The organism is Streptomyces sp. NPDC048565, from assembly GCF_040650935.1.
Taxonomy (GTDB): Bacteria; Actinomycetota; Actinomycetes; order Streptomycetales; family Streptomycetaceae; genus Streptomyces.
Window position 1 is genome coordinate 381245 of the sequence record NZ_JBEZIH010000003.1, and the last position, 21026, is coordinate 402270.

Annotated in this window: 22 protein-coding genes; 13 read left to right on the forward strand and 9 right to left on the reverse strand. The window is 70.2% G+C overall.

From position 1 onward, the window contains the following. Nucleotides 1–8: 8 nt before the first annotated feature. A complete protein-coding gene (gene moaA / locus AB0C75_RS06115) occupies nt 9–1070 on the forward strand; it encodes a GTP 3',8-cyclase MoaA (protein ID WP_362887537.1) in 1062 nt (353 codons plus the stop codon). Here the strand turns inward: moaA and AB0C75_RS06120 are convergent. Continuing rightward, nucleotides 1053–1301: a hypothetical protein gene (locus AB0C75_RS06120; RefSeq protein ID WP_362887538.1), complete on the reverse strand. Its 249-nt coding sequence runs from the start codon at nt 1299–1301 to the stop codon at nt 1053–1055. The genes moaA and AB0C75_RS06120 overlap by 18 nt on opposite strands. Before the next feature lie 219 nt (nt 1302–1520). After that, nucleotides 1521–1898 (reverse strand): DUF3099 domain-containing protein, encoded by a 378-nt coding sequence (locus tag AB0C75_RS06125; protein WP_362887540.1) that lies wholly within the window; start codon nt 1896–1898, stop codon nt 1521–1523. Nucleotides 1899–2111: 213 nt separating this feature from the next. On the opposite strand from AB0C75_RS06125, the gene AB0C75_RS06130 reads away from it, so the two are divergent. Next, nucleotides 2112–2396 carry a GlsB/YeaQ/YmgE family stress response membrane protein gene (locus tag AB0C75_RS06130; RefSeq protein ID WP_362887542.1) on the forward strand — a complete coding sequence of 95 codons (285 nt, stop codon included), beginning with the start codon at nt 2112–2114 and terminating at the stop codon, nt 2394–2396. Between the two features lie 75 nt (nt 2397–2471). Here the strand turns inward: AB0C75_RS06130 and tyrS are convergent, their stop codons facing one another. The 3 genes from tyrS to AB0C75_RS06145 are packed head-to-tail and all read right to left on the reverse strand — an operon-like array spanning nt 2472 to nt 6756. After that, on the reverse strand, nt 2472–3740 hold the full coding sequence (gene tyrS, locus AB0C75_RS06135; protein ID WP_362887544.1) for a tyrosine--tRNA ligase: 1269 nt from the start codon (nt 3738–3740) through the stop codon (nt 2472–2474). 53 nt (nt 3741–3793) lie between these two features. Beyond that, nucleotides 3794–5188 carry a metallopeptidase TldD-related protein gene (locus AB0C75_RS06140; protein WP_362887545.1) on the reverse strand — a complete coding sequence of 465 codons (1395 nt, stop codon included), beginning with the start codon at nt 5186–5188 and terminating at the stop codon, nt 3794–3796. Further along, a complete protein-coding gene (locus AB0C75_RS06145) occupies nt 5185–6756 on the reverse strand; it encodes a TldD/PmbA family protein (RefSeq protein WP_362887547.1) in 1572 nt (523 codons plus the stop codon). Before AB0C75_RS06145 ends, AB0C75_RS06140 begins: the two co-directional genes overlap by 4 nt. Before the next feature lie 221 nt (nt 6757–6977). On the opposite strand from AB0C75_RS06145, the gene fabG reads away from it, so the two are divergent. The 3 genes from fabG (at nt 6978) to AB0C75_RS06160 (ending at nt 9049) form a co-directional block, all read left to right on the forward strand. Beyond that, nucleotides 6978–7697: a 3-oxoacyl-[acyl-carrier-protein] reductase gene (fabG, locus tag AB0C75_RS06150; RefSeq protein ID WP_362887549.1), complete on the forward strand. Its 720-nt coding sequence runs from the start codon at nt 6978–6980 to the stop codon at nt 7695–7697. 5 nt (nt 7698–7702) lie between these two features. Beyond that, nucleotides 7703–8470: an enoyl-ACP reductase FabI gene (gene fabI / locus AB0C75_RS06155; RefSeq protein WP_362887551.1), complete on the forward strand. Its 768-nt coding sequence runs from the start codon at nt 7703–7705 to the stop codon at nt 8468–8470. Between the two features lie 204 nt (nt 8471–8674). Next, on the forward strand, nt 8675–9049 hold the full coding sequence (locus tag AB0C75_RS06160; RefSeq protein ID WP_362887553.1) for a hypothetical protein: 375 nt from the start codon (nt 8675–8677) through the stop codon (nt 9047–9049). Between the two features lie 10 nt (nt 9050–9059). Here the strand turns inward: AB0C75_RS06160 and AB0C75_RS06165 are convergent, their stop codons facing one another. After that, nucleotides 9060–9734, reverse strand: a complete 675-nt coding sequence (locus AB0C75_RS06165) for a FadR/GntR family transcriptional regulator (RefSeq protein ID WP_362887555.1) — start codon at nt 9732–9734, stop codon at nt 9060–9062. 58 nt (nt 9735–9792) lie between these two features. Between AB0C75_RS06165 and AB0C75_RS06170 the strand changes: the two genes are divergently transcribed. The 4 genes from AB0C75_RS06170 (at nt 9793) to AB0C75_RS06185 (ending at nt 12173) form a co-directional block, all read left to right on the forward strand. Further along, the gene (locus AB0C75_RS06170) at nt 9793–11052 is read left to right on the forward strand and encodes an MFS transporter (RefSeq protein WP_362887557.1); all 1260 of its coding nucleotides are present in this window, start codon (nt 9793–9795) and stop codon (nt 11050–11052) included. 17 nt (nt 11053–11069) lie between these two features. Then, entirely contained in the window at nt 11070–11186 is a 117-nt protein-coding gene (locus tag AB0C75_RS06175) for an SGM_5486 family transporter-associated protein (RefSeq protein WP_362887559.1), read from the forward strand. 150 nt (nt 11187–11336) lie between these two features. After that, nucleotides 11337–11555 carry a hypothetical protein gene (locus tag AB0C75_RS06180; protein ID WP_362887561.1) on the forward strand — a complete coding sequence of 73 codons (219 nt, stop codon included), beginning with the start codon at nt 11337–11339 and terminating at the stop codon, nt 11553–11555. A gap of 99 nt (nt 11556–11654) precedes the next feature. Beyond that, entirely contained in the window at nt 11655–12173 is a 519-nt protein-coding gene (locus tag AB0C75_RS06185) for a histidine phosphatase family protein (RefSeq protein ID WP_362887563.1), read from the forward strand. 90 nt (nt 12174–12263) lie between these two features. Here the strand turns inward: AB0C75_RS06185 and serB are convergent, their stop codons facing one another. Beyond that, nucleotides 12264–13523 (reverse strand): phosphoserine phosphatase SerB, encoded by a 1260-nt coding sequence (serB, locus tag AB0C75_RS06190; protein WP_362887565.1) that lies wholly within the window; start codon nt 13521–13523, stop codon nt 12264–12266. 324 nt (nt 13524–13847) lie between these two features. Between serB and AB0C75_RS06195 the strand changes: the two genes are divergently transcribed. Further along, nucleotides 13848–16439, forward strand: coding sequence for an FHA domain-containing protein (locus AB0C75_RS06195; RefSeq protein WP_362887567.1), 2592 nt, complete (start codon nt 13848–13850; stop codon nt 16437–16439). A gap of 142 nt (nt 16440–16581) precedes the next feature. Here the strand turns inward: AB0C75_RS06195 and AB0C75_RS06200 are convergent, their stop codons facing one another. Next, the gene (locus tag AB0C75_RS06200; RefSeq protein ID WP_362887569.1) at nt 16582–17274 is read right to left on the reverse strand and encodes a transglycosylase SLT domain-containing protein; all 693 of its coding nucleotides are present in this window, start codon (nt 17272–17274) and stop codon (nt 16582–16584) included. A gap of 497 nt (nt 17275–17771) precedes the next feature. Here AB0C75_RS06200 and AB0C75_RS06205 point away from each other — a divergent pair, with 497 nt between their 5' ends. From AB0C75_RS06205 to AB0C75_RS06215, 3 genes are all read left to right on the forward strand, one after another. Continuing rightward, a complete protein-coding gene (locus AB0C75_RS06205; RefSeq protein ID WP_362887571.1) occupies nt 17772–18917 on the forward strand; it encodes a GAF domain-containing sensor histidine kinase in 1146 nt (381 codons plus the stop codon). Next, on the forward strand, nt 18910–19554 hold the full coding sequence (locus AB0C75_RS06210) for a response regulator transcription factor (protein WP_351279030.1): 645 nt from the start codon (nt 18910–18912) through the stop codon (nt 19552–19554). The genes AB0C75_RS06205 and AB0C75_RS06210 overlap by 8 nt, the downstream gene beginning before the upstream one ends. Nucleotides 19555–19770: 216 nt before the next feature. Further along, nucleotides 19771–20022: a chaplin family protein gene (locus AB0C75_RS06215; RefSeq protein WP_362887573.1), complete on the forward strand. Its 252-nt coding sequence runs from the start codon at nt 19771–19773 to the stop codon at nt 20020–20022. Nucleotides 20023–20154: 132 nt separating this feature from the next. On the opposite strand, the gene AB0C75_RS06220 is transcribed toward AB0C75_RS06215, so the two are convergent. Beyond that, the gene (locus AB0C75_RS06220) at nt 20155–20934 is read right to left on the reverse strand and encodes a hypothetical protein (RefSeq protein ID WP_362887575.1); all 780 of its coding nucleotides are present in this window, start codon (nt 20932–20934) and stop codon (nt 20155–20157) included. Nucleotides 20935–21026: the final 92 nt, after the last annotated feature.

Consider the following 21026-nt stretch of genomic DNA (forward strand, 5'->3'; position numbering starts at 1 on the left):
CCCGCCCGATGTCACCGGCCTCGCGTAGTCTCGGACGTGTCAGCACCGCAACCGCGTACCAGCGAGGGAGGGGGTCCACAGTGCTCATCGACACCTTCGACCGGGTGGCCACCGACCTGCGTGTCTCACTGACCGACAAGTGCAATCTCCGCTGCACCTACTGCATGCCCGAAGAAGGCCTGCAGTGGCTCTCCAGGACCGACCTGCTCAGCGACGACGAGATCGTCCGGCTCGTCGAGATCGCCGTCACCCGGCTCGGCATCACGGAGGTCCGCTTCACCGGCGGCGAGCCGCTCCTGCGCCCCGGTCTTGTGTCCGTCGTCGAGCGGTGCGCCGCCCTGGAGCCCCGCCCCCGTATGTCGCTCACGACCAACGGCATCGGGCTCAAGCGCACCGCGGCCGCCCTGAAGGCGGCAGGCCTGGACCGGGTCAACGTATCCCTGGACACCCTGCGCCCCGACGTCTTCAAGACGCTCACCCGCCGCGACCGGCACAAGGACGTGCTGGAGGGGCTCCAGGCCGCCCGCGAAGCAGGACTCACCCCGGTCAAGGTCAACTCCGTCCTCATGCCGGGGCTCAACGATGACGAGGCCCCCGACCTGCTCGCCTGGGCCGTGGACAACGCCTACGAGCTGCGCTTCATCGAGCAGATGCCGCTCGACGCCCAGCACGGCTGGAAGCGCGACGGAATGATCACCGCAGGCGACATCCTCACCTCGCTGCGCACCCGCTTCACCCTCACGGAGGAAGGGGGCGAGGAGCGCGGATCGGCCCCGGCGGAGCGCTGGACCGTGGACGGCGGCCCGCATCGCGTCGGCGTCATCGCCTCCGTGACCAGGCCCTTCTGCCGGGCCTGCGACCGCACCCGGCTCACCGCCGACGGACAGGTCCGCACCTGCCTCTTCGCCCGTGAGGAGACGGACCTGCGCGGCGCCCTGCGGTCCGACGCGCCGGACGAGGAGATAGCCAGGATCTGGAAGCTCGCGATGTGGGGCAAGAAGGCAGGCTCAGGCCTCGACGACCCCACCTTCCTCCAGCCCGACCGCCCCATGTCAGCGATCGGTGGCTGAGGACTCCCACTCCGCGAGCGTCACGACATCCTTGAGGAAGCCGCGCACCCCGAGGAACGACGACAGGTGTTCCCGGTGCTCGTCGCAGGCCAGCCAGGTCTTGCGGCGCTCCGGGGTGTGCAGCTTCGGATTGTTCCAGGCGAGCACCCACACGGCGTCGGCACGGCAGCCCTTGGCGGAACAGACCGGTGCGCCGGTGGCGCTCTCGGCGGAGGAGTCGGGGAATATCACGGCCTCAACCCTAAGCGCTCCCGCACAGGACCCCCGCAGCGCATCCCCGCCGGAGAATGGCGACGCCGAGCAGCCACGGGGGGAGCTGCCCGGCGTCGGTCCATCGCTCCGACGGGGGATGCGGAGCGCTCACGAAGTATGCCATGGGGCATGGGGTGCGGTGCACTGGAACTTCATGATTGATCTGAGCTTTTCTTGAGCTTTGCAGAGCGTCGGGACTCAGCCCGCGGGGCGCGGATCGCCCGTGTGGCCGGCAGACCCCGGCTCCGGGCCGGGTTCCGCGGGACCGGTCGTGGCAGCCGTACCGAGAGCGGCGGGCCGCACCGGTGCCGGCACGAACGTCGAAGGGAGCGAAGGGGCGTTCTCCCGCCCGGCGTTGGCGATGACCACCGCGACATAAGGGAGCAGAAGACCCAAGGCGAGCGCCACCACGGCCACATGCCTCTCGACATTCCACAGAGTCGTGGCCAGCACCACCGAGACGGTACGCACGGACATCGAGATGATGTAGCGCCGCTGCCTGCCACGCACATCGTCGGCAAGCCCCTGGCGGGCACCCGTGATCCGGAAGACCTCCGTACCGCTCTGCTTCCGCATCGTGATTCCACCACCAGATCTCTGTGCCGGACGTCCCCGGACGGTGCGGCTCCCACGGTACGCCCGGCCTGCGCCGCATTCGAGACCGGGGCGAGTCCCTTACGCCGGATCCAGGACGCGGTCCCACGTACGGCCCTGTCCGGCATGCGGCGTACGTCCCGCAGGGCAAGACTGGGCGGACGCGCGCACCTCTGCGCCGCACGAGGAGGCGATATGGGCTGGTTGTGGGCAATCATCGTAGGGCTCGTACTGGGTGTCATCGCCCGGGCGATCCTGCCGGGGAAGCAGAACATCCCCCTCTGGCTGACGGTGGTGTTCGGCATCCTCGGCAGCATCCTCGGCAACGCCGTGGCGACGTGGATCGGGGTCAACGACACCAAGGGGATCGACTGGATCCGCCATGTGCTGCAGCTGATCGGTGCCCTGGTCGTCGTCGGTGTCGGATCCACGCTCTGGCAGTCGATCAGAGGAAATCGAGGCAACAGGCAGCGAACCTGACGCCGACGAGTGCAGCGCGGCACCGCGGCCGGCCACGCGTCACGCGTGACCGGCCGCCGTGCCGCGCTGCACTCGTCAGCCCGCGGTGACCTCGACGGCGGCCAGGTTCTTCTTGCCGCGACGAAGGACCAGCCAGCGCCCGTGCAGCAGCTCCTCCTGCGCCGGGGCGCTCTCGCCGTCCGTGACCTTCGTGTTGTTCACGTAGGCCCCGCCCTCCTTGACCGTACGGCGGGCGGCCGACTTGCTGGCCGAAAGGCCGACCTCGACCAGAAGGTCCACCACAGGGCCCAGCTCGGTGACCCGGGCGTGCGGGACCTCGGACAGGGCGGCGCTCAGCGTCGCCTCGTCCAGCTCACCGAGATCGCCCTGGCCGAACAGCGCCTTCGACGCCGCGATGACCCCCGCGCACTGCGCACCGCCGTGCACCAGCGTCGTCAGCTCCTCGGCCAGCGACCGCTGCGCCGAACGCGCCTGCGGACGCTCCTCGGTGAGCTTCTCCAGCTCGTCGAGCTCCTCGCGGCTCTTGAAGCTGAGGATGCGCATGTACGTCGAGATGTCCCGGTCATCCACATTCAGCCAGAACTGGTAGAACGCGTACGGCGTCGTCATCTCCGGGTCGAGCCAGACGGCCCCGCTCTCGGACTTGCCGAACTTCGTGCCGTCGGCCTTCACCATCAGCGGCGTCGCCAGCGCGTGCACGGCGGCGCCCGGCTCCAGGCGGTGGATCAGATCGATCCCCGCCGTGAGGTTGCCCCACTGGTCGCTGCCGCCCTGCTGGAGGGTGCAGCCGTGGCGCCGGTACAGCTCCAGGAAGTCCATGCCCTGCAGGAGCTGGTAGCTGAACTCGGTGTAGCTGATGCCCTCCTGCGACTCCAGCCGGCGGGCCACCGAGTCCTTGGCGAGCATCTTGTTGACCCGGAAGTGCTTGCCGATGTCCCGGAGGAACTCGATCGCGGACAGGCCCGCGGTCCAGTCCAGGTTGTTCACCATCGTGGCGGCGTTCGGGCCCTCGAAGGTGAGGAAGGGCTCGATCTGCCCGCGCAGCCGCTGGACCCACGCGGCGATGGTCTCCGGGTCGTTCAGCGTGCGCTCCGCGGTCGGCCGCGGATCACCGATCTGACCGGTCGCCCCGCCGACCAGGGCGAGCGGCTTCAGCCCGGCGAGCTGGAGCCTGCGCATGGTGAGCACCTGCACGAGATGGCCCACGTGCAGACTCGCCGCGGTCGGGTCGAAGCCGCAATAGAAGGTGACCGGGCCGTCCGCGAGAGCCTTGCGCAATGCGTCTTCGTCCGTGGACTGGGCGAACAGCCCGCGCCACTTCAGCTCGTCGACGATGTCCGTCACGGTCGTTTCTCTCCTCGAACGGTTCGATGGGTTGTCCGGTCAGTCTATGGCGGTCATACGCCCCGGCTGACCGAGCTCATGTGGAAGTCGGGGATACGCAGCGCGGGCATGGCGGCCCTGGTGAAGTAGTCGCCCCACTCGCGCGGCAGCGTCTTCTCCGTACGGCCGGCCTCCGACGCCCTCGACAGCAGCCCGACCGGCGACTCGTTGAACCGGAAGTTGTTCACCTCGCCGACGACCTCGCCGTCCTCCACCAGATAGACCCCGTCCCGGGTCAGACCGGTCAGCAGCAGTGTGGCCGGATCCACCTCCCGGATGTACCAGAGACAGGTCAGCAGCAGGGCCCGGCCCGTCGTCGCGGCCACCATCTCCTCCAGGGACCGTTCACCGCCGCCGTCCAGCACGAGATTGTCCATCGACGGCGCCACCGGCAGACCGGTCAGCCCCGCGGAGTGACGGGTCGTGGTCAGCCGCTCCAGCCTGCCGTCCTTGATCCAGTCGGTCGGAGCCAGCGGCAGCCCGTTGTCGAAGACCGAGGAACCGTCGCCCGACGCGTGCGCGATCACGAAGGGGGCCGCTTCGAGACCCGGGGCGTGCGGATCGCTGCGCAGGGTCAGCGGCAGCTCCGAGAGCGTCTCGCCGACCCTCGTGCCTCCACCGGGCCTGGAGAAGACCGTCCGGCCCTCCGCGGCGTCGCGTGCACTCGCCGACCAGTACTGATAGATCAGCAGGTCGGCCACCGCGGTCGGCGGCAGCAGCGTCTCGTAACGCCCGGCCGGCAGCTCGATCCTGCGCTCCGCCCAGCCCAGGCGCCGCGCCAGCTCCGCGTCCAGGGCCGCCGGGTCGACGTCCTTGAAGTCCCGGGTGGCCCGGCCGGCCCAGGCCGAACGCGTCCGGTCGGGGGACTTGGCGTTCAGCTCCAGCGTCCCGTTCGGCTGGTCGTGGCGCAGCCGCAGCCCCGCCGATGTGCCCAGATAGGTGGAGTTCAGCTGGTGGTGGGCGAAGCCGTACAGCTGGCGGCCCCCCGAGCGGGCCCGCGCGAAGGCGTCACCGAGCGCCGGGGCGAAGGCGGCGAAGACCTCGGAGCCGGTCTCGGCCGGAGGTTCCGTGAAGTCGGCCGAGACCGGGACCCCGGAGACCAGCGGCTGCGCGTCCTCGGCGGGACCGGCACCGCGTGCGGCGGCCTCGGCGGCCCGCACCAGCGGCTCCAGGTCGTCGGCGGTGACGGCGGAACGGGACACCACACCGGACGCCGTTCCCTCGGCGCCGTCCACGGTCGCGATCACGGTCAGGGTCCGCCCCCGCGTCACCCCGTTCGTGGTGAGGGCGTTGCCTGCCCAGCGCAGATTGGCGGAGGAGTTCTCCTCCGCGACGACCACGCAGCCGTCGGCGGTGGACAGCTCCAGCGCGCGCTCGACGATCTCGTACGGCTTGCTGACGCGGCTCATCGCCCGCCCTCCTGCGTGGTGTTGAGGATGTTCACGCCTCGGAAGAGGGCGGAGGGGCAGCCGTGCGAGACGGCCGCGACCTGACCCGGCTGGGCCTTGCCGCAGTTGAACGCGCCGCCCAGCACATAGGTCTGCGGGCCGCCGACCTTCTCCATCGAGCCCCAGAAGTCCGTCGTCGTCGCCTGGTAGGCCACGTCCCGCAGCTGGCCCGCCAGCCTGCCGTTCTCGATCCTGAAGAACCGCTGCCCGGTGAACTGGAAGTTGTACCTCTGCATGTCGATGGACCACGACCGGTCACCGACCACATAGATCCCGCGCTCCACCCCGCCGATCAGGTCCTCCGTGGAGAGCCCGCCCGGGTCGGGGCGCAGCGACACGTTCGCCATGCGCTGGACGGGGACGTGCTCAGGGGAGTCGGCGTACGCGCACCCGTTGGACCGGCCCTGGCCCGTCAGCTTCGCGATCCGCCGGTCCGTCTGGTAGCCCACCAGAGTCCCGTCCTTGACGAGGTCCCAGGACTGGGCCTCGACGCCCTCGTCGTCGTACCCGATCGTCGCGAGGCCGTGCTCGGCGGTGCGGTCACCGGTCACGTTCATCACGGGGGAGCCGTACGCCAGCTTCCCCAGCTGGTCGAAGGTCGCGAACGACGTGCCCGCGTACGCCGCCTCGTATCCCAGCGCACGGTCCAGCTCGGTCGCATGGCCGATCGACTCGTGGATGGTCAGCCAGAGATTGGACGGGTCGACGACCAGGTCGTACGTCCCGGCCTCGACGCTCGGTGCCCGCATCTTCTCTGCCAGCAGCCCCGGGATGCGCTCCAGCTCGGCGTCCCAGTCCCAGCCCGTGCCCGTGAGGTACTCCCAGCCGCGGCCCACAGGCGGGGCGATCGTCCGCATCGAGTCGAACTCACCGGTCGCGGAGTCCACGGCCACCGCGGTCAGCTGCGGATGCACCCGCACCCGCTGCTGGGTGGTGACGGTGCCGGCGGTGTCCGCGTAGAACTTGTTCTCGTGGACCGTCATCAGTGAGGCGTCCACATGGGCCACCCCGTCCGCCGCCAGCAGCCGCGAGCTCCACTCCGCGAGGAGCCCGGCCTTCTCCTCGTCCGGTACGGAGAACGGGTCGACGTCGTACGCCGACACCCAGGTCCGCTCTCCGTGCACGGGCTCGTCCGCCAGCTCGACGCTCCCGCCCGTCTCCCGCCACCGCCCCTCAGAGGAAGCGCTTCGCGCACTCTCGTCGGAACCGGCCGCCGCGATCACCCTCGCCGACAGCTTCGCCATGGCGACGGCCCGCGAGGCCACCTTCGCCGCCGCGTCCATCGTCAGGTCCACCCCGGACGCGAACCCCCAGGCCCCGCCGTGCACCACCCGGACCGCGTACCCGGTGTCGGTGGTGTCCGATGCTCCCGAAGGACGGGCGTCCCGCAGCCGCCAGGAGGCGCCGCGCACCCGCTCGAACCGGAAGTCCGCGTGTACGGCGCCGAGCGCACGGGCGCGGGCCAGGGCCGCGTCGGCGAGGGCACGCAGCGGCAGGGCCAGGAACGACTGATCTACCTCGTGGGCCACGCGGGCCTCCCCTTCTCCACTTCTGAAAATGTCTCCGCAGTGAATCATGGGGGTTCGCGGCGCTTCGGTGCTCCGGTTTTACGCTGCCGTGCCCCGGCCGGGCCGTTCTGTAGGGATCCAACAGTCGTGGCCCGGCGGCGCTGTCAGAGGCCGATTCCTTGGATGAGGGGTGGTACCGATAGGTTTTCGATGTACCAGACCGCCAAGGAAAGGGTGATCCGTTGAGCCGCTCGGTTCTCGTCACCGGAGGAAACCGGGGCATCGGCCTCGCCATCGCCCGCGCCTTCGTCGACAACGGCGACAAGGTGGCCGTCACCTACCGCTCGGGGGAGCCGCCGCAGGCGCTCACGGATGCGGGCGTCCTCGCGGTCCGGTGCGACATCACCGACACCGAGCAGGTGGAGCAGGCCTACAAGGAGATCGAGGAGAAGCACGGTCCCGTGGAGGTGCTGGTGGCCAACGCCGGTATCACCAAGGACCAGTTGCTGATGCGCATGTCCGAGGACGACTTCACGTCCGTCGTCGACACCAACCTCACCGGCACCTTCCGCATCGTCAAGCGGGCCAACCGCGCGATGCTGCGCGCGAAGAAGGGCCGTGTCGTCCTGATCTCCTCCGTCGTCGGCCTGATGGGGTCGGCCGGACAGGCCAACTACGCGGCGTCCAAGGCGGGCCTGGTCGGCTTCGCCCGGTCGCTGGCCCGTGAGCTCGGCTCGCGGAACATCACGTTCAACGTCGTCTCGCCCGGGTTCGTCGACACCGACATGACCCAGGTGCTCACCGACGAGCAGCGCAAGGGCATCGTGTCGCAGGTGCCGCTCGGCCGCTACGCGCAGCCCGCCGAGATCGCCGCCGCGGTGCGCTTCCTCGCGTCCGACGACGCGTCTTACATCACTGGAGCCGTCATTCCCGTTGACGGCGGATTGGGCATGGGTCACTGATCACCATGAGCGGAATTCTCGACGGCAAGCGCATCCTCATCACGGGTGTGCTGATGGAGTCGTCCATCGCTTTCCACACCGCGAAGGTGGCCCAGGAGCAGGGCGCCGAGGTCATCCTGACGGCCTTCCCCCGGCCGACGCTGACCCAGCGGATCGCCAAGAAGCTCCCGAAGCCCGTCAAGGTCATCGAGCTCGACGTCACCGACGACGAGCACCTGGACCGGCTCGCCGGCCTGGTCAAGGACGAGCTCGGTTCGCTGGACGGCGTCGTGCACTCCATCGGCTTCGCGCCGCAGGACGCGCTCGGCGGCAACTTCCTGAACACCCCGTTCGAGTCGGTCGCCACCGCGATGCACGTCTCGGCGTTCTCGCTGAAGTCGCTCGCGATGGCCTGCAAGCCGCTGATGGGCGACGGCGGCTCGATCGTCGGCCTCACCTTCGACGCGCAGTTCGCCTGGCCGCAGTACGACTGGATGGGCCCGGCCAAGGCGGCCCTGGAGGCCACCTCCCGCTACCTCGCGCGTGACCTGGGCAAGGACGGCCTGCGCTGCAACCTGGTCTCCGCCGGGCCGCTCGGCTCCATGGCCGCCAAGTCCATCCCGGGCTTCGTCGACCTCGCGGACGTCTGGAACCACCGCTCGCCGCTGGAGTGGGACATGGACGACCCCGAGCCGGCCGGCCGTGCCATCGTCGCGCTGCTCTCGGACTTCTTCCCGAAGACGACGGGCGAGATCATCCACGTCGACGGCGGTGTGCACATCATCGGCGCCTGACCCGCCACGGCTCACGGCGACGGCCGCGTACCCCTCGCCGGGGGTGCGCGGCCGTCGCCGTGTCCGCGGGCCGTCCCCGCGCTCTCCCGGGCCTCCCGGCCCCCGCGCTCATCAAGCCCTGGCGCTCGAGTCGAAAAGATGGCCGTTCCACCGCAGAATGTGGTGGAACCGGACTTTTGGTCAGGCTGTGGGGAGGAGATCGCTGTGCGCTCCACACGTCGCCGAACCTGGACTCTGCTCGCAGCGGCGGCCGTCGTCGCGGGGCTCCTCGCCCCGGTCGCCGTGAGTGCGGCCAACCGGGCGGGGAGCGGGGCGGCAGCGCCCCTCGTGAAGCCGAAGCCCGAGCCCTCGGGCGCCGAATGCCGTACGTCGGTCGAGGGATCCCGGGTGGTCGCCTACTGCCACAATCCGTATCCCACCACCGATCTCGTCCGGCTCCACACCGAGTGCGCACGCTGGTGGGACGTCGACGCCGACGGCGCCGCGGTCGCGGTGCAGCCGGGCCGCACGGTCAAGATCGAGGACCGCTGCTGGAAAGAGGTCGGCTCGGCCTGGGTCAGCCACTCGGTGACCTCGTGAGCGGGCAGCCTCAGACCCGCTCGCGCAGGCAGTCCAGGGCGTGGGCCGCGGCCTCGGCGGCGGCCGTGTCCGCGTCGCCCGCACGGATCGCCTCGACCAGTCGGGCGTGGTCCATGAGTTCCGTGGGCCCCACCTTCGAGCCCACGTCCTCGCGCAGGTAGTCGCGGAGCAGGTCGTTCAGGTCGGCGTAGAGCTCGGTCAGTACGTCGTTGTGGGAGGCGGCCACCACGGCGAGATGCAGGGTCGCGTCCGCTGCCACGAAGGCCTCCGCGTCCCCTGAACCCCAGGCCTCCTCGCGCCGCGCCATCAGCAGGTCCAGCTGCCGCAGGTCCCGGTCCGTGCGGCGCAGGGCGGCGAGCCTGGCCGCCGACGACTCCAGGGTGGAGCGCAGCTCGCCGACATGCCGGGGGTCGGCGTCCGCGAACCGGCGCTGCATCACCCCGGCCAGCTCACTGGTCGCCACCACATACGTGCCGGAGCCCTGGCGGATGTCCAGCAGCCCGTTGTGCGCCAGGGCGCGCACCGCCTCGCGCACCGTGTTGCGGGCGACCCCGAGCTGCTCGACCAGTTCGGGCTCTGTGGGGATCCGGGAGCCCACGGGCCACTCACCCGCGGTGATCTGGTTCCTCAGCTGGGCAATCACCTGGTCGGCGAGAGCCGAACGCCGCGTCGAGGTCAGCGCCATGATGCTCCTTGCTCCGGGAGTGGACAGTCAATCATCCCATGATTCTATGATGGGTCTCATGCGTCACGACGAGTCCCCGACCCTGAGTCCACCCACCGCCCCCGGCACACCCACCTCCGACAGCCCCACGCCGGGACCCTCACCCTGGGTGCTGCGGATCCTCACCGTCGGCCTGGTACTCGCCGCGCTCAACCTCCGGCCCGCCATCACCAGCCTCGGCCCCCTCCTCGAAGAGGTCCGGGACACCCTGCACATGAGCGGCAGCGTCGCCGGTGTCCTCACCTCGGTGCCGCCGCTCTGCTTCGCGGTGTTCGGCTTCATGGCGCCGCGGCTCGCCCGGCGGTTCGGGCCCGGTGCCGTCATCTGCGCGGGCATGGTGGCGATCGCCAGTGGCCTGCTGCTGCGCCCGTTCGTGGGCGGCACCGCGGGGTTCCTGGCCGCCAGCGCCCTCGCCCTGATGGGCATCGCCGTCAGCAACGTCCTGATGCCCGTCATCGTCAAGCGCTGGTTCCCCGACCGGGTCGGCACCGTGACGGGTCTCTACTCGATGGCCCTCGCTCTCGGCACCGCTCTCGCCGCCGCCCTCACCGTGCCCCTGACGGACGCGCTGGGCGGCAGCTGGAAGACCGGGCTGGCCGTCTGGGCGGGTCTTGCCGCCGTCGCGATCCTGCCCTGGCTGCCCTTCGTGAAGGACCGCCGAAACGCCTCGGGGCCGGCCGCGGGAGCCCCTGCCCCCGCGCTCCGCATCACCCGCAGCCGTACGTCCTGGGCGCTCGCCTGCTTCTTCGGGCTCCAGGCGACCGCCGCGTACATCACGATGGGCTGGATGCCGCAGATCTTCCGTGACGCGGGGATCGCGGCGGGCACCGCGGGCGTCCTGCTCGCCGTGACCATGGCCATGGGCGTCCCCCTCGCCTTCGTCATCCCCCGGGTCGCCACCCGGCTGCGTACCCAGGGCCCGATCGTCCTCGTCCTCAGCAGTTGCGGCCTTCTCGGCTACGGGGGCCTCTATCTGGCCCCGGCCGGAGGTGCCTGGGTCTGGGCGCTGCTGCTGGGAATCGCCAACTGCGCGTTCCCGCTCGCCCTCACCATGATCGGGATGCGTGCGGGGACCGGTGCGGGCGTGGTCAGGCTCTCCGCCTTCGCCCAGTCCACCGGCTATCTGCTCTCGATCCCCGGTCCGCTGCTCGTCGGCGTGCTCTACCAGCACAGCGGCGGCTGGGGCCTGCCGCTCACCCTCATGGCGGCCCTCCTCGTACCGCAGACGGTCGCGGGAATGCTCGCGGGACGGGACCGGAAGATCGAGGACGAATGCTGAGATGCGAGACTGTGCGCATGCCAGTGCTCGATCCGAATCCTCAGAACGGCCAGAAGAAGCTTCTCCTCGTCCTCGGGACGATGCTTCTCATCTCCGTGATCATCGGTGTGATCGCCACGATCGCCTCACCCTGATCCGGCCGTCGCTCCGCCCCAGGGGTGGGGCCAGCCCCCTGTCCCCTAGGGGGTCAGGTTCAGGGTCGAGTGGGTGGGTCACCGGATGGGACCGCCGCCGGCCGGACCGTAGGTTCTCGGTAACACAGCCGAGGACCCACGGAGGCGGACATGTCGGCCCCTACGCACCCCCAGACGCCCCGCCGGGCCACGGACACCGTGGACGTCCGGCTGCCGTGGTGGGCCGTCGCGCTGCCCGGCCTCGCCTTCGCCGCGCTCCTCCTGCTGATCGTGGAACCCGGCCAGGCGCACGCCACCGGCGGCTCCTCGATCGGGGGCTCGGCGATCGCGCAGCTGCTCGGGCACATCCTGGGTCTGATGCCCGCCTGACCGGGCCCGTACACGCCCCGGAGCCCGGCATTCACTCCCGGCGAACGAGCACGTCAACACCCTGCGCCCGGCCGCACAATTCGTGCGAAGCTGAGGTGTATGAGCGTCGATACACCTCGCAGGATCGTCCTTCTCAGGCATGCAAAGGCGGAATGGTCGCAGCAGTCCGACCATGAGCGGCCACTGGCGGAACGGGGCAGGAAGGACGCCCCCGTCGCCGGCCGCAAGCTGGCCGATTCGGGAACCGTCTTCGACCTGGCCCTGTGTTCGACCGCGGCCAGGACCCGCGAGACCTGGAAGCTCGCGGTCCACGAATTCGCGCAGCGCCCCAGGACCGTGTACGAGGAAAGACTGTACGAGGCCTCCCTCGGCGAACTGATCGCCCTGTTCGGTGAGACCCCCGAAGATGTGCGCAATCTGCTGGTCATCGGCCACAACCCCGGCATGCACGGTGCCGCGGACGCGCTCTCGGGCGGGGCCGACGGCGATACGCTCGCCCGTATGACCAGGGACGGCTTCCCGACGGCCGCCTACGCCGTCATCGAGTTCCCCGGCCCGTGGAAGAGCCTGGAACACGGCGTGGGCAAGCTCGTCGAGTACTGGACGCCGAACGACTGACCGACGGCACACGCGACGGCACACGCACGAAGGGGCGCCGGCACACACCATGGGTGCCGGCGCCCCTCGCGTCGTGCGGGGCCGGGCAGGTCAGTCCACCACCACGCCGTCGGCGGTCTCGACCTCTTCGCGGGTGATCCCGAGCAGATACAGCACGGTGTCGAGGAACGGGACGTTCACCGCCGTGTGGGCGGCCCGGCGTACGACCGGCTTGGCGTTGAAGGCGACCCCCAGACCGGCGGTGTTCAGCATGTCCAGATCGTTCGCGCCGTCACCGATCGCCACCGTCTGCTCCAGCGGCACCCCCGCCTGCTCGGCGAAGCTGCGCAGCAGCCGCGCCTTGCCCGCCCGGTCCACGATGTCGCCCACGACCCGGCCGGTGAGCTTGCCGTCGACGATCTCCAGCGTGTTGGCGGAGGCGAAGTCGAGCCCGAGGCGCTCCCTGAGGTCGTCCGTGACCTGGGTGAAGCCGCCCGAGACCACGCCCACCTGGTAGCCCAGCCGCTTCAGTGTCCTGATCAGGGTGCGGGCGCCGGGCGTCAGCCGGACCTCGGCCCGCACCTTGTCCACCACCGACACGTCGAGCCCGGCCAGCAGCCGCACCCGCGCGTGCAGGGACTGCTCGAAGTCGAGCTCGCCTCGCATCGCCTGCTCGGTCACCGCGGCGACCTCGGCCTCACAGCCCGCATGGGCCGCGAAGAGCTCGATCACCTCGTCCTGGATGAGCGTGGAATCCACATCCATGACGACCAGCCGCTGCGCACGGCGGCTCAGCCCGGCCGACATGACGGCGATGTCGACGCCGATGTCGGCGGCCTCCGTCGCCAGCGCGGTCCGCAGCCCCTCCGTGGCGGTGCCGGACACCGCGAACTCGACGGCGGTGACGGGGTACTTCGCCAGGCGGAAGATGCGGTCGATGTTGCCGCCCGTGGAGGTGATCCTGGCCGCTATGGCCGCCGTGGACTCCGCGGTCAGCGGCTGCCCCAGCACGGTCACATGCGAACGGCCGTAGCCCCGGGGGCGGTTGTCGCCCGTGCCCGAGATGATCTCGGCCTGCAGCTTCAGCGACTCCGCCCAGCTGTGCACGGTCGCCCGGAGGTCGCCCTCCGCAGTGCCGCCGGGATCCGGCGAGGTCACCAGGGCGCACAGGACGATGCGGCCACGGGTGACGACCTGCTCGATGTCCACGACATCGACGGCCCAGGCGGCCAGGGTGTCGAAAAGTCCGGCTGTGATGCCCGGCCGGTCCTTCCCGAAGATCTTGACGAGAAGGGTGGGGGCGTCCGTGCCCCGAGGAGGCTCGGGAGGCTCAGGAGACCGGGGTGACCGAGGTGGCTGAGGTGCGCTCATGGTGGTCCCCACCGTATAGGTCCACGGGGCGAGCTCCGAAGCCGTCCCGAGTGACGGACAGCCGCCGTTCGGGGCCCCGAATGAGCGGCAGGTCCGGCGAACTGGCGTCTCGGATCCGGGAAACGGGCGCCTCGGATCCGGGAAACGGGCGCCTCGAATGGACGCCCACGACTCATTTGTCCCGAGTCGCCGGAGGCACTGCCGAGCCTCCGCGCCGTCTTCACGCCGCCCGGCTTTCCGTTACGGGACCGCTCCTGGAATAGTTCCCCACGATGTTCAGCATCCCTAGGCTCCCTGCGACGGGGGCGACACGGGGGACAACTAGTGGGGCGCGGAGTGCCGGAACTCGTACTGGAATTGAATGGAAGGACCTGGGCGCTCGATCCGTCCAGGCCGTACACCCTCGGACGTGATCCGCAGGGCGACCTGATGATCGACGACGCCAGGGTGTCGTGGCGGCATGCCACGATCAGCTGGAACGGCCGTGCCTGGTCCATCGAGGACCACGGCAGCACGAACGGCACCTATGTGCAGGGCCGGCGTATCCAGCAGATGGAGATCGCCCCGGGGACCTCGGTCCACCTGGGCAACGCCACTGACGGCCCGCGCCTTAATCTCACCGCCGCGGCGGCGGGCGCCGCGGTCCATGGCGGGAACGCGGCCGGGGCACCGCAGGCGTCCGCGCCCCCGGTGCAGCAGCATGCCCCGGCCCAGCAGCCGCAGCCGCAGCCGCCGCAGCAGCAGGCCCCGGCCGGCTGGTCCGGCGGTCAGGCGCAGCAGCAGGGCGCCTGGCAGCAGCCGCAGCAGATGCCGCAGCAGCCCCCGGTCCCGCACCAGCAGGGCCACGCCGGCCCGCCCGGTGCGGGCGGGCCCGGTGGTGCCGGGACACCGCCGGTGTACGGCGACCGGAGTCCGACGACGTTCCACCAGCTGGACCTCGGCCGGGTCATGCGTATCGGTCGTGCGCTGGAGAACGAGCTGGTGGTCTCCGACCTCCAGGTCTCGCGCCTGCACGCCGAATTCCGGGCGACGCCCGACGGCCGCTTCGAGATCCGTGACCTCGGATCGCACAACGGCACCTACGTCAACGGCCAGCCGCTCAGCAAGTCCGGCTCCGCGCTCATCGGCCCGAACGACACCGTCGGTGTCGGTCACTCGACCTTCCGGCTGGTCGGGGACCGGCTGGAAGAGTTCGTCGACACCGGTGAGGTCTCGTTCTCGGCCCGCCACCTCACCGTCACGGTCGACGGCGGCAAGAACATCCTCAAGGACGTCTCGTTCGGCGTCCCCGAGAAGTCCCTCATCGCCGTCATCGGCCCGTCGGGCTCCGGCAAGTCCACCCTGCTCAAGGCGCTCACCGGCTACCGGCCCGCCAACCAGGGTGACGTCCTCTACGACAACCGGAACCTGTACAAGCAGTTCGCCGAGCTGAGGCAGCGCATCGGCCTGGTCCCGCAGGACGACATCCTGCACAAGGAACTCACGGTCACCAAGGCGCTCAGCTACGCGGCCAAGCTCCGCTTCCCCGCGGACACCACCGAGGCCGAGCGCACCGCCCGGATCCATGAGGTACTCGCCGAGCTCAAGCTCGACATCCACAAGGACAAGAAGGTCACCTCGCTCTCCGGCGGCCAGCGCAAGCGCGTGTCGGTCGCCCTGGAGCTGCTGACCAAGCCGTCCCTGATCTTCCTGGACGAGCCGACCTCCGGCCTCGACCCGGGCATGGACCGCGATGTCATGCAGCTGCTGCGTGGTCTCGCCGACGACGGCCGTACGGTCCTGGTGGTCACGCACTCCGTGGCCGAGCTGGCCATCTGCGACAAGCTCCTGGTGATGGCGCCCGGCGGATCCGTCGCCTACTTCGGCCCGCCCGAGGAGGCGCTGAACTTCTTCGGCTACACCTCCTGGGCCGACGTCTTCTCCGCGTTCGAGAACTACCGCGACTACGACTGGGCGGGCCGCTGGCGCGGCTCGCAGCACTACCAGATGTACGCCGCGGACATCGACGCCGTCGCCGCGCAGCCCGTGCACATGCCCCCGCCGCAGCAGATCCGTCCCCCGAAGCCCTCGGGCTGGGCGGCCCAGCTGTGGACGCTGATGCGCCGCTACATCTCGGTGATCGCGTCCGACAAGGGCTTTCTCGCCCTGATGGTGATCCTGCCCGCGGTGCTCGGCATCGTCAGCGTGGTCATCCCGGCGGAGTTCGGCCTGGTCCCACCCGATGTGCCGAACAAGCAGTTCAACAGCAAGGCCGGCACCATTCTGCTGATTCTCGCGGTCGGTATGTGCTTCGCCGGTTCCGCCAACTCCGTACGAGAACTGATCAAGGAACGGGTGATCTACGAGCGGGAACGGGCCACAGGTCTCTCCCGTTCCGCCTATCTGACCTCCAAGGTGATTGTCCTCGGCGTGATCACTGCCCTCCAGGGCGTGATCATCTGCGGGATCGGTCTGTCCACCCGGAAGCTGCCCGACGAGGGACTGTTCATGTCCCCGGCCGTGGAGATCTGCCTGGCGATCATCGCGCTCGGGTTCACCTCGATGATGGTCGGGCTGATGATCTCCGCGCTGGTGAAGACCGCCGAGAAGACCATGCCGCTGCTGGTCATGTTCGCCATCGTCCAGGTGGTCTTCACCGGGGTGCTCTTCCAGCTCTACGGTTCGCCCGGGCTTGAGCAGTTCGCCTGGCTGATGCCTTCACGCTGGGCGGTGGCCGCGGCCGGGGCCACGCTGGACCTCGGCCACCTGATGCCGCCGTGGGACACGGACAACCCGACGGACCTGGACCCGCTCTGGGAGAGCTCGGCCGGCCAGTGGGGGATGAACATCTCGGTGCTGCTGGTCATGGCCGTGGTCCTCTTCTTCGTCGTCTCGCGACTGCTGCGGCGCCACGAGCCCGAGGTGATGCGCAAGTAACGCCCGCCGGGCCCGCACCGGACCCGGAAACGCCCGAGGGCGGCACCCCGCGGGGTGCCGCCCTTCGGCATGTGCCGGCCGGTCACGCGACGCTGCGGACCGGCAGGTCGGCCGCTATGCCAGGCCTTGCTCGGTGCGTGGCTCAGTAGGCGCTGTCGACCTTGTCGATCGAGCCGTACTTGTCGGCGGCGTAGTTGGCGGCCGCGGTGATGTTGGCGACCGGGTCGTACTGGTCCTTCTTGGTGCCCTTGACGTGGTAGAAGTCGAAGGTCGGCTTGATGACCTGCAGCAGACCCTTCGAGGGGATGCCGTTGATCGCGTTGATGTCCCAGTTGTTGATGGCACGGGGGTTACCGCTGGACTCACGGATGATGTTGCGGTGCAGGCCCTCGTACGTACCGGGGATCTTCTTTTCCTTCATGATCGCCAGGGACTCGCGGATCCAGCCGTCCAGGTTGTTGGCGTAGACCGGCTTGCGGTCGGCCGCACGGCTGGACTTGCTGGCGGAACGCTTCTTCGCGTCGGCCTTGGCCTTGGCGGTGGCCTTCTTCTTCTCGGCGGCGTCCTTGGCCTTGGCCGCGTCGGCGGCCTTCACCAGCTGCTCGGCCGTCGAGTTCTTCTCTATGGCGCTGGACTGGACGCTCTTGGCCTTCGAGCCGGTGTAGGCGACCGGCGCGGCGGCCGACGCGGCCTGCGGCTCGGCCGTGGCCGAAGCGTCGTGGGGGATGAGCGAGAAGGAGACAGCGGCGGCGGCCAGGGTCGAGACCCCCGCGACGGAGAGCTTCTGCGCCTTGTTCAGACGACGGCTACGGCTGGAGATTCGGGACACGGACATACAGTCGTACCTCTTCGAATTGCAGGGGGTCCTCGGCGAGGACGCAGACGGAAGAAGCCGGGGCACCTCCGTCGGGGACAGATGCAATTCTTAGCGCCAGCAAAATGGCCTGGCAAAGGTGTGACGTACGAAGCCGCGTAGTGGAGCGGGGTCTCGTTCATACCTCGTTGTCCGGTTTGAACCCCGGCAAGTTGCCCGTTTTGCTCCAACTATCCGTCTTCGTAAGTGACGTGGGTCCTATGCCTGGGCTCACACGGGGACCCCTTCGCACTCACGAAAAGTTGCTTCAGTAATGCGGAGCGTAAGCGACTTTTCGGGCGGGGCGGCAGGAGGTGGGCGTCCCCGCCGGGCCGCCCAGCCGCGCGGAGGCCGTGAGGCCCGCCGCCTCGTCCGTCGGCCGCAGCCGCCGACGGCGCTCGGGCCTAGGTCCTGAGCCCCGAAGGGCGGAGGCCCACAGCCCGATACGGCGGCCGAATCCCCGCCGGTACGGTGAGCGCATGAGTCATCGCCCGCCCTCCGGCCTCGCCGCGGTCAGTGCCGCACTGCTCGCCATGAGCAGGCACGTGGAGATGCGTGACGTCCTCAAGACGATCGTCGCCTCGGCCCGCGAACTGCTGGACGCCGAGTACGCCGCCCTCGGCGTGCCGGACGACCACGGGGGCTTCGCCCAGTTCGTCGTCGACGGGGTCAGTGACGACCAGTGGAAGGCCATCGGACCGCTGCCACGCCAGCACGGCATCCTCGCGGCGATGCTCCAGGAGGCGAAGCCCCAGCGGCTCGCCGACGTCCGCGAGGACCCACGCTTCGAGGGGTGGCCCGACGCCCACCCCGACATGTCCGACTTCCTGGGTCTGCCCATCCAGGACGGCGACGAGACCATCGGCGCGCTCTTCCTCGCCAACAAGCGCTGCCCCAGGCCCACGGGCGGCTGCAACTTCACCGAGGAGGACGAGGAGCTCCTCGGGATCCTCGCCCAGCACGCGGCGATCGCGCTCACCAACGCCCGGCTCTACGAACGCAGCCGCGAGCTCACGATCGCCGAGGAGCGCTCACGGCTCGCCCACGAGCTGCACGACGCCGTCAGCCAGAAACTCTTCTCGCTCCGGCTCACCGCCCAGGCCGCCGCCGCCCTCGTCGACCGTGACCCGGCGCGCGCCAAGGGCGAGCTCCAGCAGGTCGCGGCCCTGGCCGGGGAGGCCGTGGACGAGCTGCGCGCGGCCGTCGTCGAGCTGCGCCCCGCCGCCCTGGACGAGGACGGTCTGGCCGCCACGCTCCGTAACCAGATCCAGGTACTGGACCGGGCCCACGCCGCTCGGGTCAGCTTCGAGAGCGCCGGCGTGCGCGCCCTGCCCTCCGCGCAGGAGGAGGCGATGCTCCGGGTCGCCCAGGAAGCCCTGCACAACGCCCTGCGCCACTCGGGCGCCGGGCAGGTCACCGTCACGCTCGTCCGTCGCGCGTCGGACACGGTGCTGCGGATCACCGACGACGGCCGCGGCTTCGACACCCAGGCGGTCCGGCGCGCCGGGCGGCATCTGGGCCTCGTCTCCATGCGGCACCGGGCCGCCGGTGTCGGCGGCCGGCTCACCGTCGCTTCGGAGCCCGGCCAGGGCACCACGATCCAGATGGAGGTCCCCTGTGGCTGACAAGATCATCAAGGTGTTGCTGGTCGACGACCACCAAGTGGTCCGCAGGGGACTGCGTACGTTCCTGGAGGTCCAGGACGACATCGAGGTCGTTGGGGAGGCGTCGGACGGGGCCGAGGGCGTCGCCAGGACCGAGGAGCTGCGGCCCGACGTGGTCCTGATGGACATCAAGATGCCGGGTACGGACGGAATCGAGGCGCTCCGCAGGCTCAGGGAGCTGGAGAACCCGGCGAAGGTGCTGATCGTCACCAGCTTCACCGAGCAGCGCACGGTCGTGCCCGCCCTGCGGGCGGGAGCATCGGGCTACGTGTACAAGGACGTCGACCCGGACGCCCTGGCCGGTGCCATCCGCTCGGTCCACGCGGGCCATGTCCTGCTCCAGCCCGAGGTCGCGGGCGCGCTGCTGGCCCAGGACGACACGGGCAACGGCACGGGGCGGGGGAGCACCCTGACCGAGCGGGAGCGTGAGGTGCTCGGGCTGATCGCCGACGGCCGCTCCAACCGGGAGATCGCCCGCGCGCTGGTCCTCTCGGAGAAGACGGTGAAGACGCACGTCTCGAACATCTTGATGAAGCTCGATCTGTCGGACAGGACCCAGGCGGCGCTGTGGGCGGTCCGGCACGGAGCGGCAGGCTGACGGGAAAGCGCTCCCCGCGGGGTCAGGGCGGGCACTGTCAGAGAATGCGACTGGCCTTTCGGCGGGCCTTTCGACGGACAAGCGGACGGTTCCACTCCAGTCAGAGATTCATACTGTCGGGTGGATGTCACCCGGACGGCGCATCCTTCGCGCCGTGACGGCGTTCTCCATGCGTGCTGCGGCGGTCGGCCGCAGCGATGCGAGGAGGATCCTGAAGTGAAGAACCTGAAGAAGGCCGCAGCCGTCACCATGATCGCGGGCGGAATCATCGCCGCCGGTGCCGGAGCCGCCTCCGCCACGGACCACGGCGGCGCCGGAGCCCACGGCACGGCCGTCGGCTCCCCGGGCGTCATCTCGGGCAACGTCGTCCAGGTCCCGGTGCACGTCCCGGTCAACGTGGTCGGCAACACGGTCAACGTCGTGGGCCTGCTCAACCCGGCCTTCGGCAACCTCGGCCTGAACGGCTGACCGACGCCTCGCACCCCGCCGCCGGGAGGGCTCGCCCGAGCCCGCCCGGCGGCGCGGGTCACGCTCGCCCCCGCTCGACCGGCGGTCGGAGGCCACCCCGCTCGACCGGCGGCCGGAGGCCACCTCCCGTTTCTACCGCGCCTGCTCCTCCACATACGCGTTGTACGCCGCGACCTGCGCCCGCCGCGCCACCCGCTCCACCGGCCGCAGCGCCTCACCCCGGGCCGCGATCTCGGACGCGCTCACCGCCCCGCCGTGCCCGTTCTCATGGGCCACCGCCACCAGCAGCCCCACACGCTGTGCCAGCTCCAGCACCCTGACCGCCCGCGGCGGATAGCCGGGCGCCAGCACCTCACGCCCCCGTTCCGCACGCGCCCGATAGGCGTCCACCGCGGCCTCCGCGACCGGCCCTGAACCCGCCACATCCAGCCGCGACAGCACCGCCGTCGCGTCCCGCAACGCCTCGGCGAGCTCCCGCTCCGCCTCGCCGAGCGAGGGCACATCGGCCGGCGGCGCCTCCCGTACGGCCAGGCAGCGCCAGACCACCTCGACATGCAGATCTCCGGCGGGCCCTGCCTCGCTCACCTCCGGCACGAGGCCGTACGCCGCCCCTGACATGACCACGGCCTCCTCCGCCTCCAGCGCCCTGGCGTTGAAGTCCGGCGGGCCGCTGAGCCCCAGCGGATGCCCGGGCACCGGCAGCGCGATCCGGAACCCGGTCGCCCCGAGCCCCCTCAGGCGGCCGAGCGCCAGCGTGAGCCCGACGGGCCCCGCCTCGCCCGGCAGCCCGTCCACTCGGTGCACCGCGTCCTCGCCGACGATCGCGAGCGCCACGTCGTCCGGCGACACAAGTCCTGCCAAAAGCGCGTTTCCCCATGCGGCAAGCCGCCCTGAGCGTGGTTCCGAAAGCATGGGAACAGCCTAGGGAACGGCCCCAGGGCCTGAGCACTCCTCGGGTGGCGTAGGTTTTAACCGGGAGCTGTGCCCCACAGGCACGCGACGAT

Coding starts and splice junctions, on each gene's coding strand:
- moaA (WP_362887537.1), top strand. CDS start 9: ATGTCACCGGCCTCGCGTAGTCTCGGACGTGTCAGCACCGCAACCGCG.
- AB0C75_RS06125 (WP_362887540.1), bottom strand. CDS start 1,898: ATGCGGAAGCAGAGCGGTACGGAGGTCTTCCGGATCACGGGTGCCCGC.
- AB0C75_RS06130 (WP_362887542.1), top strand. CDS start 2,112: ATGGGCTGGTTGTGGGCAATCATCGTAGGGCTCGTACTGGGTGTCATC.
- AB0C75_RS06140 (WP_362887545.1), bottom strand. CDS start 5,188: ATGAGCCGCGTCAGCAAGCCGTACGAGATCGTCGAGCGCGCGCTGGAG.
- fabI (WP_362887551.1), top strand. CDS start 7,703: ATGAGCGGAATTCTCGACGGCAAGCGCATCCTCATCACGGGTGTGCTG.
- AB0C75_RS06165 (WP_362887555.1), bottom strand. CDS start 9,734: ATGGCGCTGACCTCGACGCGGCGTTCGGCTCTCGCCGACCAGGTGATT.
- AB0C75_RS06170 (WP_362887557.1), top strand. CDS start 9,793: ATGCGTCACGACGAGTCCCCGACCCTGAGTCCACCCACCGCCCCCGGC.
- AB0C75_RS06175 (WP_362887559.1), top strand. CDS start 11,070: ATGCCAGTGCTCGATCCGAATCCTCAGAACGGCCAGAAGAAGCTTCTC.
- AB0C75_RS06180 (WP_362887561.1), top strand. CDS start 11,337: ATGTCGGCCCCTACGCACCCCCAGACGCCCCGCCGGGCCACGGACACC.
- AB0C75_RS06185 (WP_362887563.1), top strand. CDS start 11,655: ATGAGCGTCGATACACCTCGCAGGATCGTCCTTCTCAGGCATGCAAAG.
- serB (WP_362887565.1), bottom strand. CDS start 13,523: ATGAGCGCACCTCAGCCACCTCGGTCACCCCGGTCTCCTGAGCCTCCC.
- AB0C75_RS06200 (WP_362887569.1), bottom strand. CDS start 17,274: ATGTCCGTGTCCCGAATCTCCAGCCGTAGCCGTCGTCTGAACAAGGCG.
- AB0C75_RS06205 (WP_362887571.1), top strand. CDS start 17,772: ATGAGTCATCGCCCGCCCTCCGGCCTCGCCGCGGTCAGTGCCGCACTG.
- AB0C75_RS06220 (WP_362887575.1), bottom strand. CDS start 20,934: ATGCTTTCGGAACCACGCTCAGGGCGGCTTGCCGCATGGGGAAACGCG.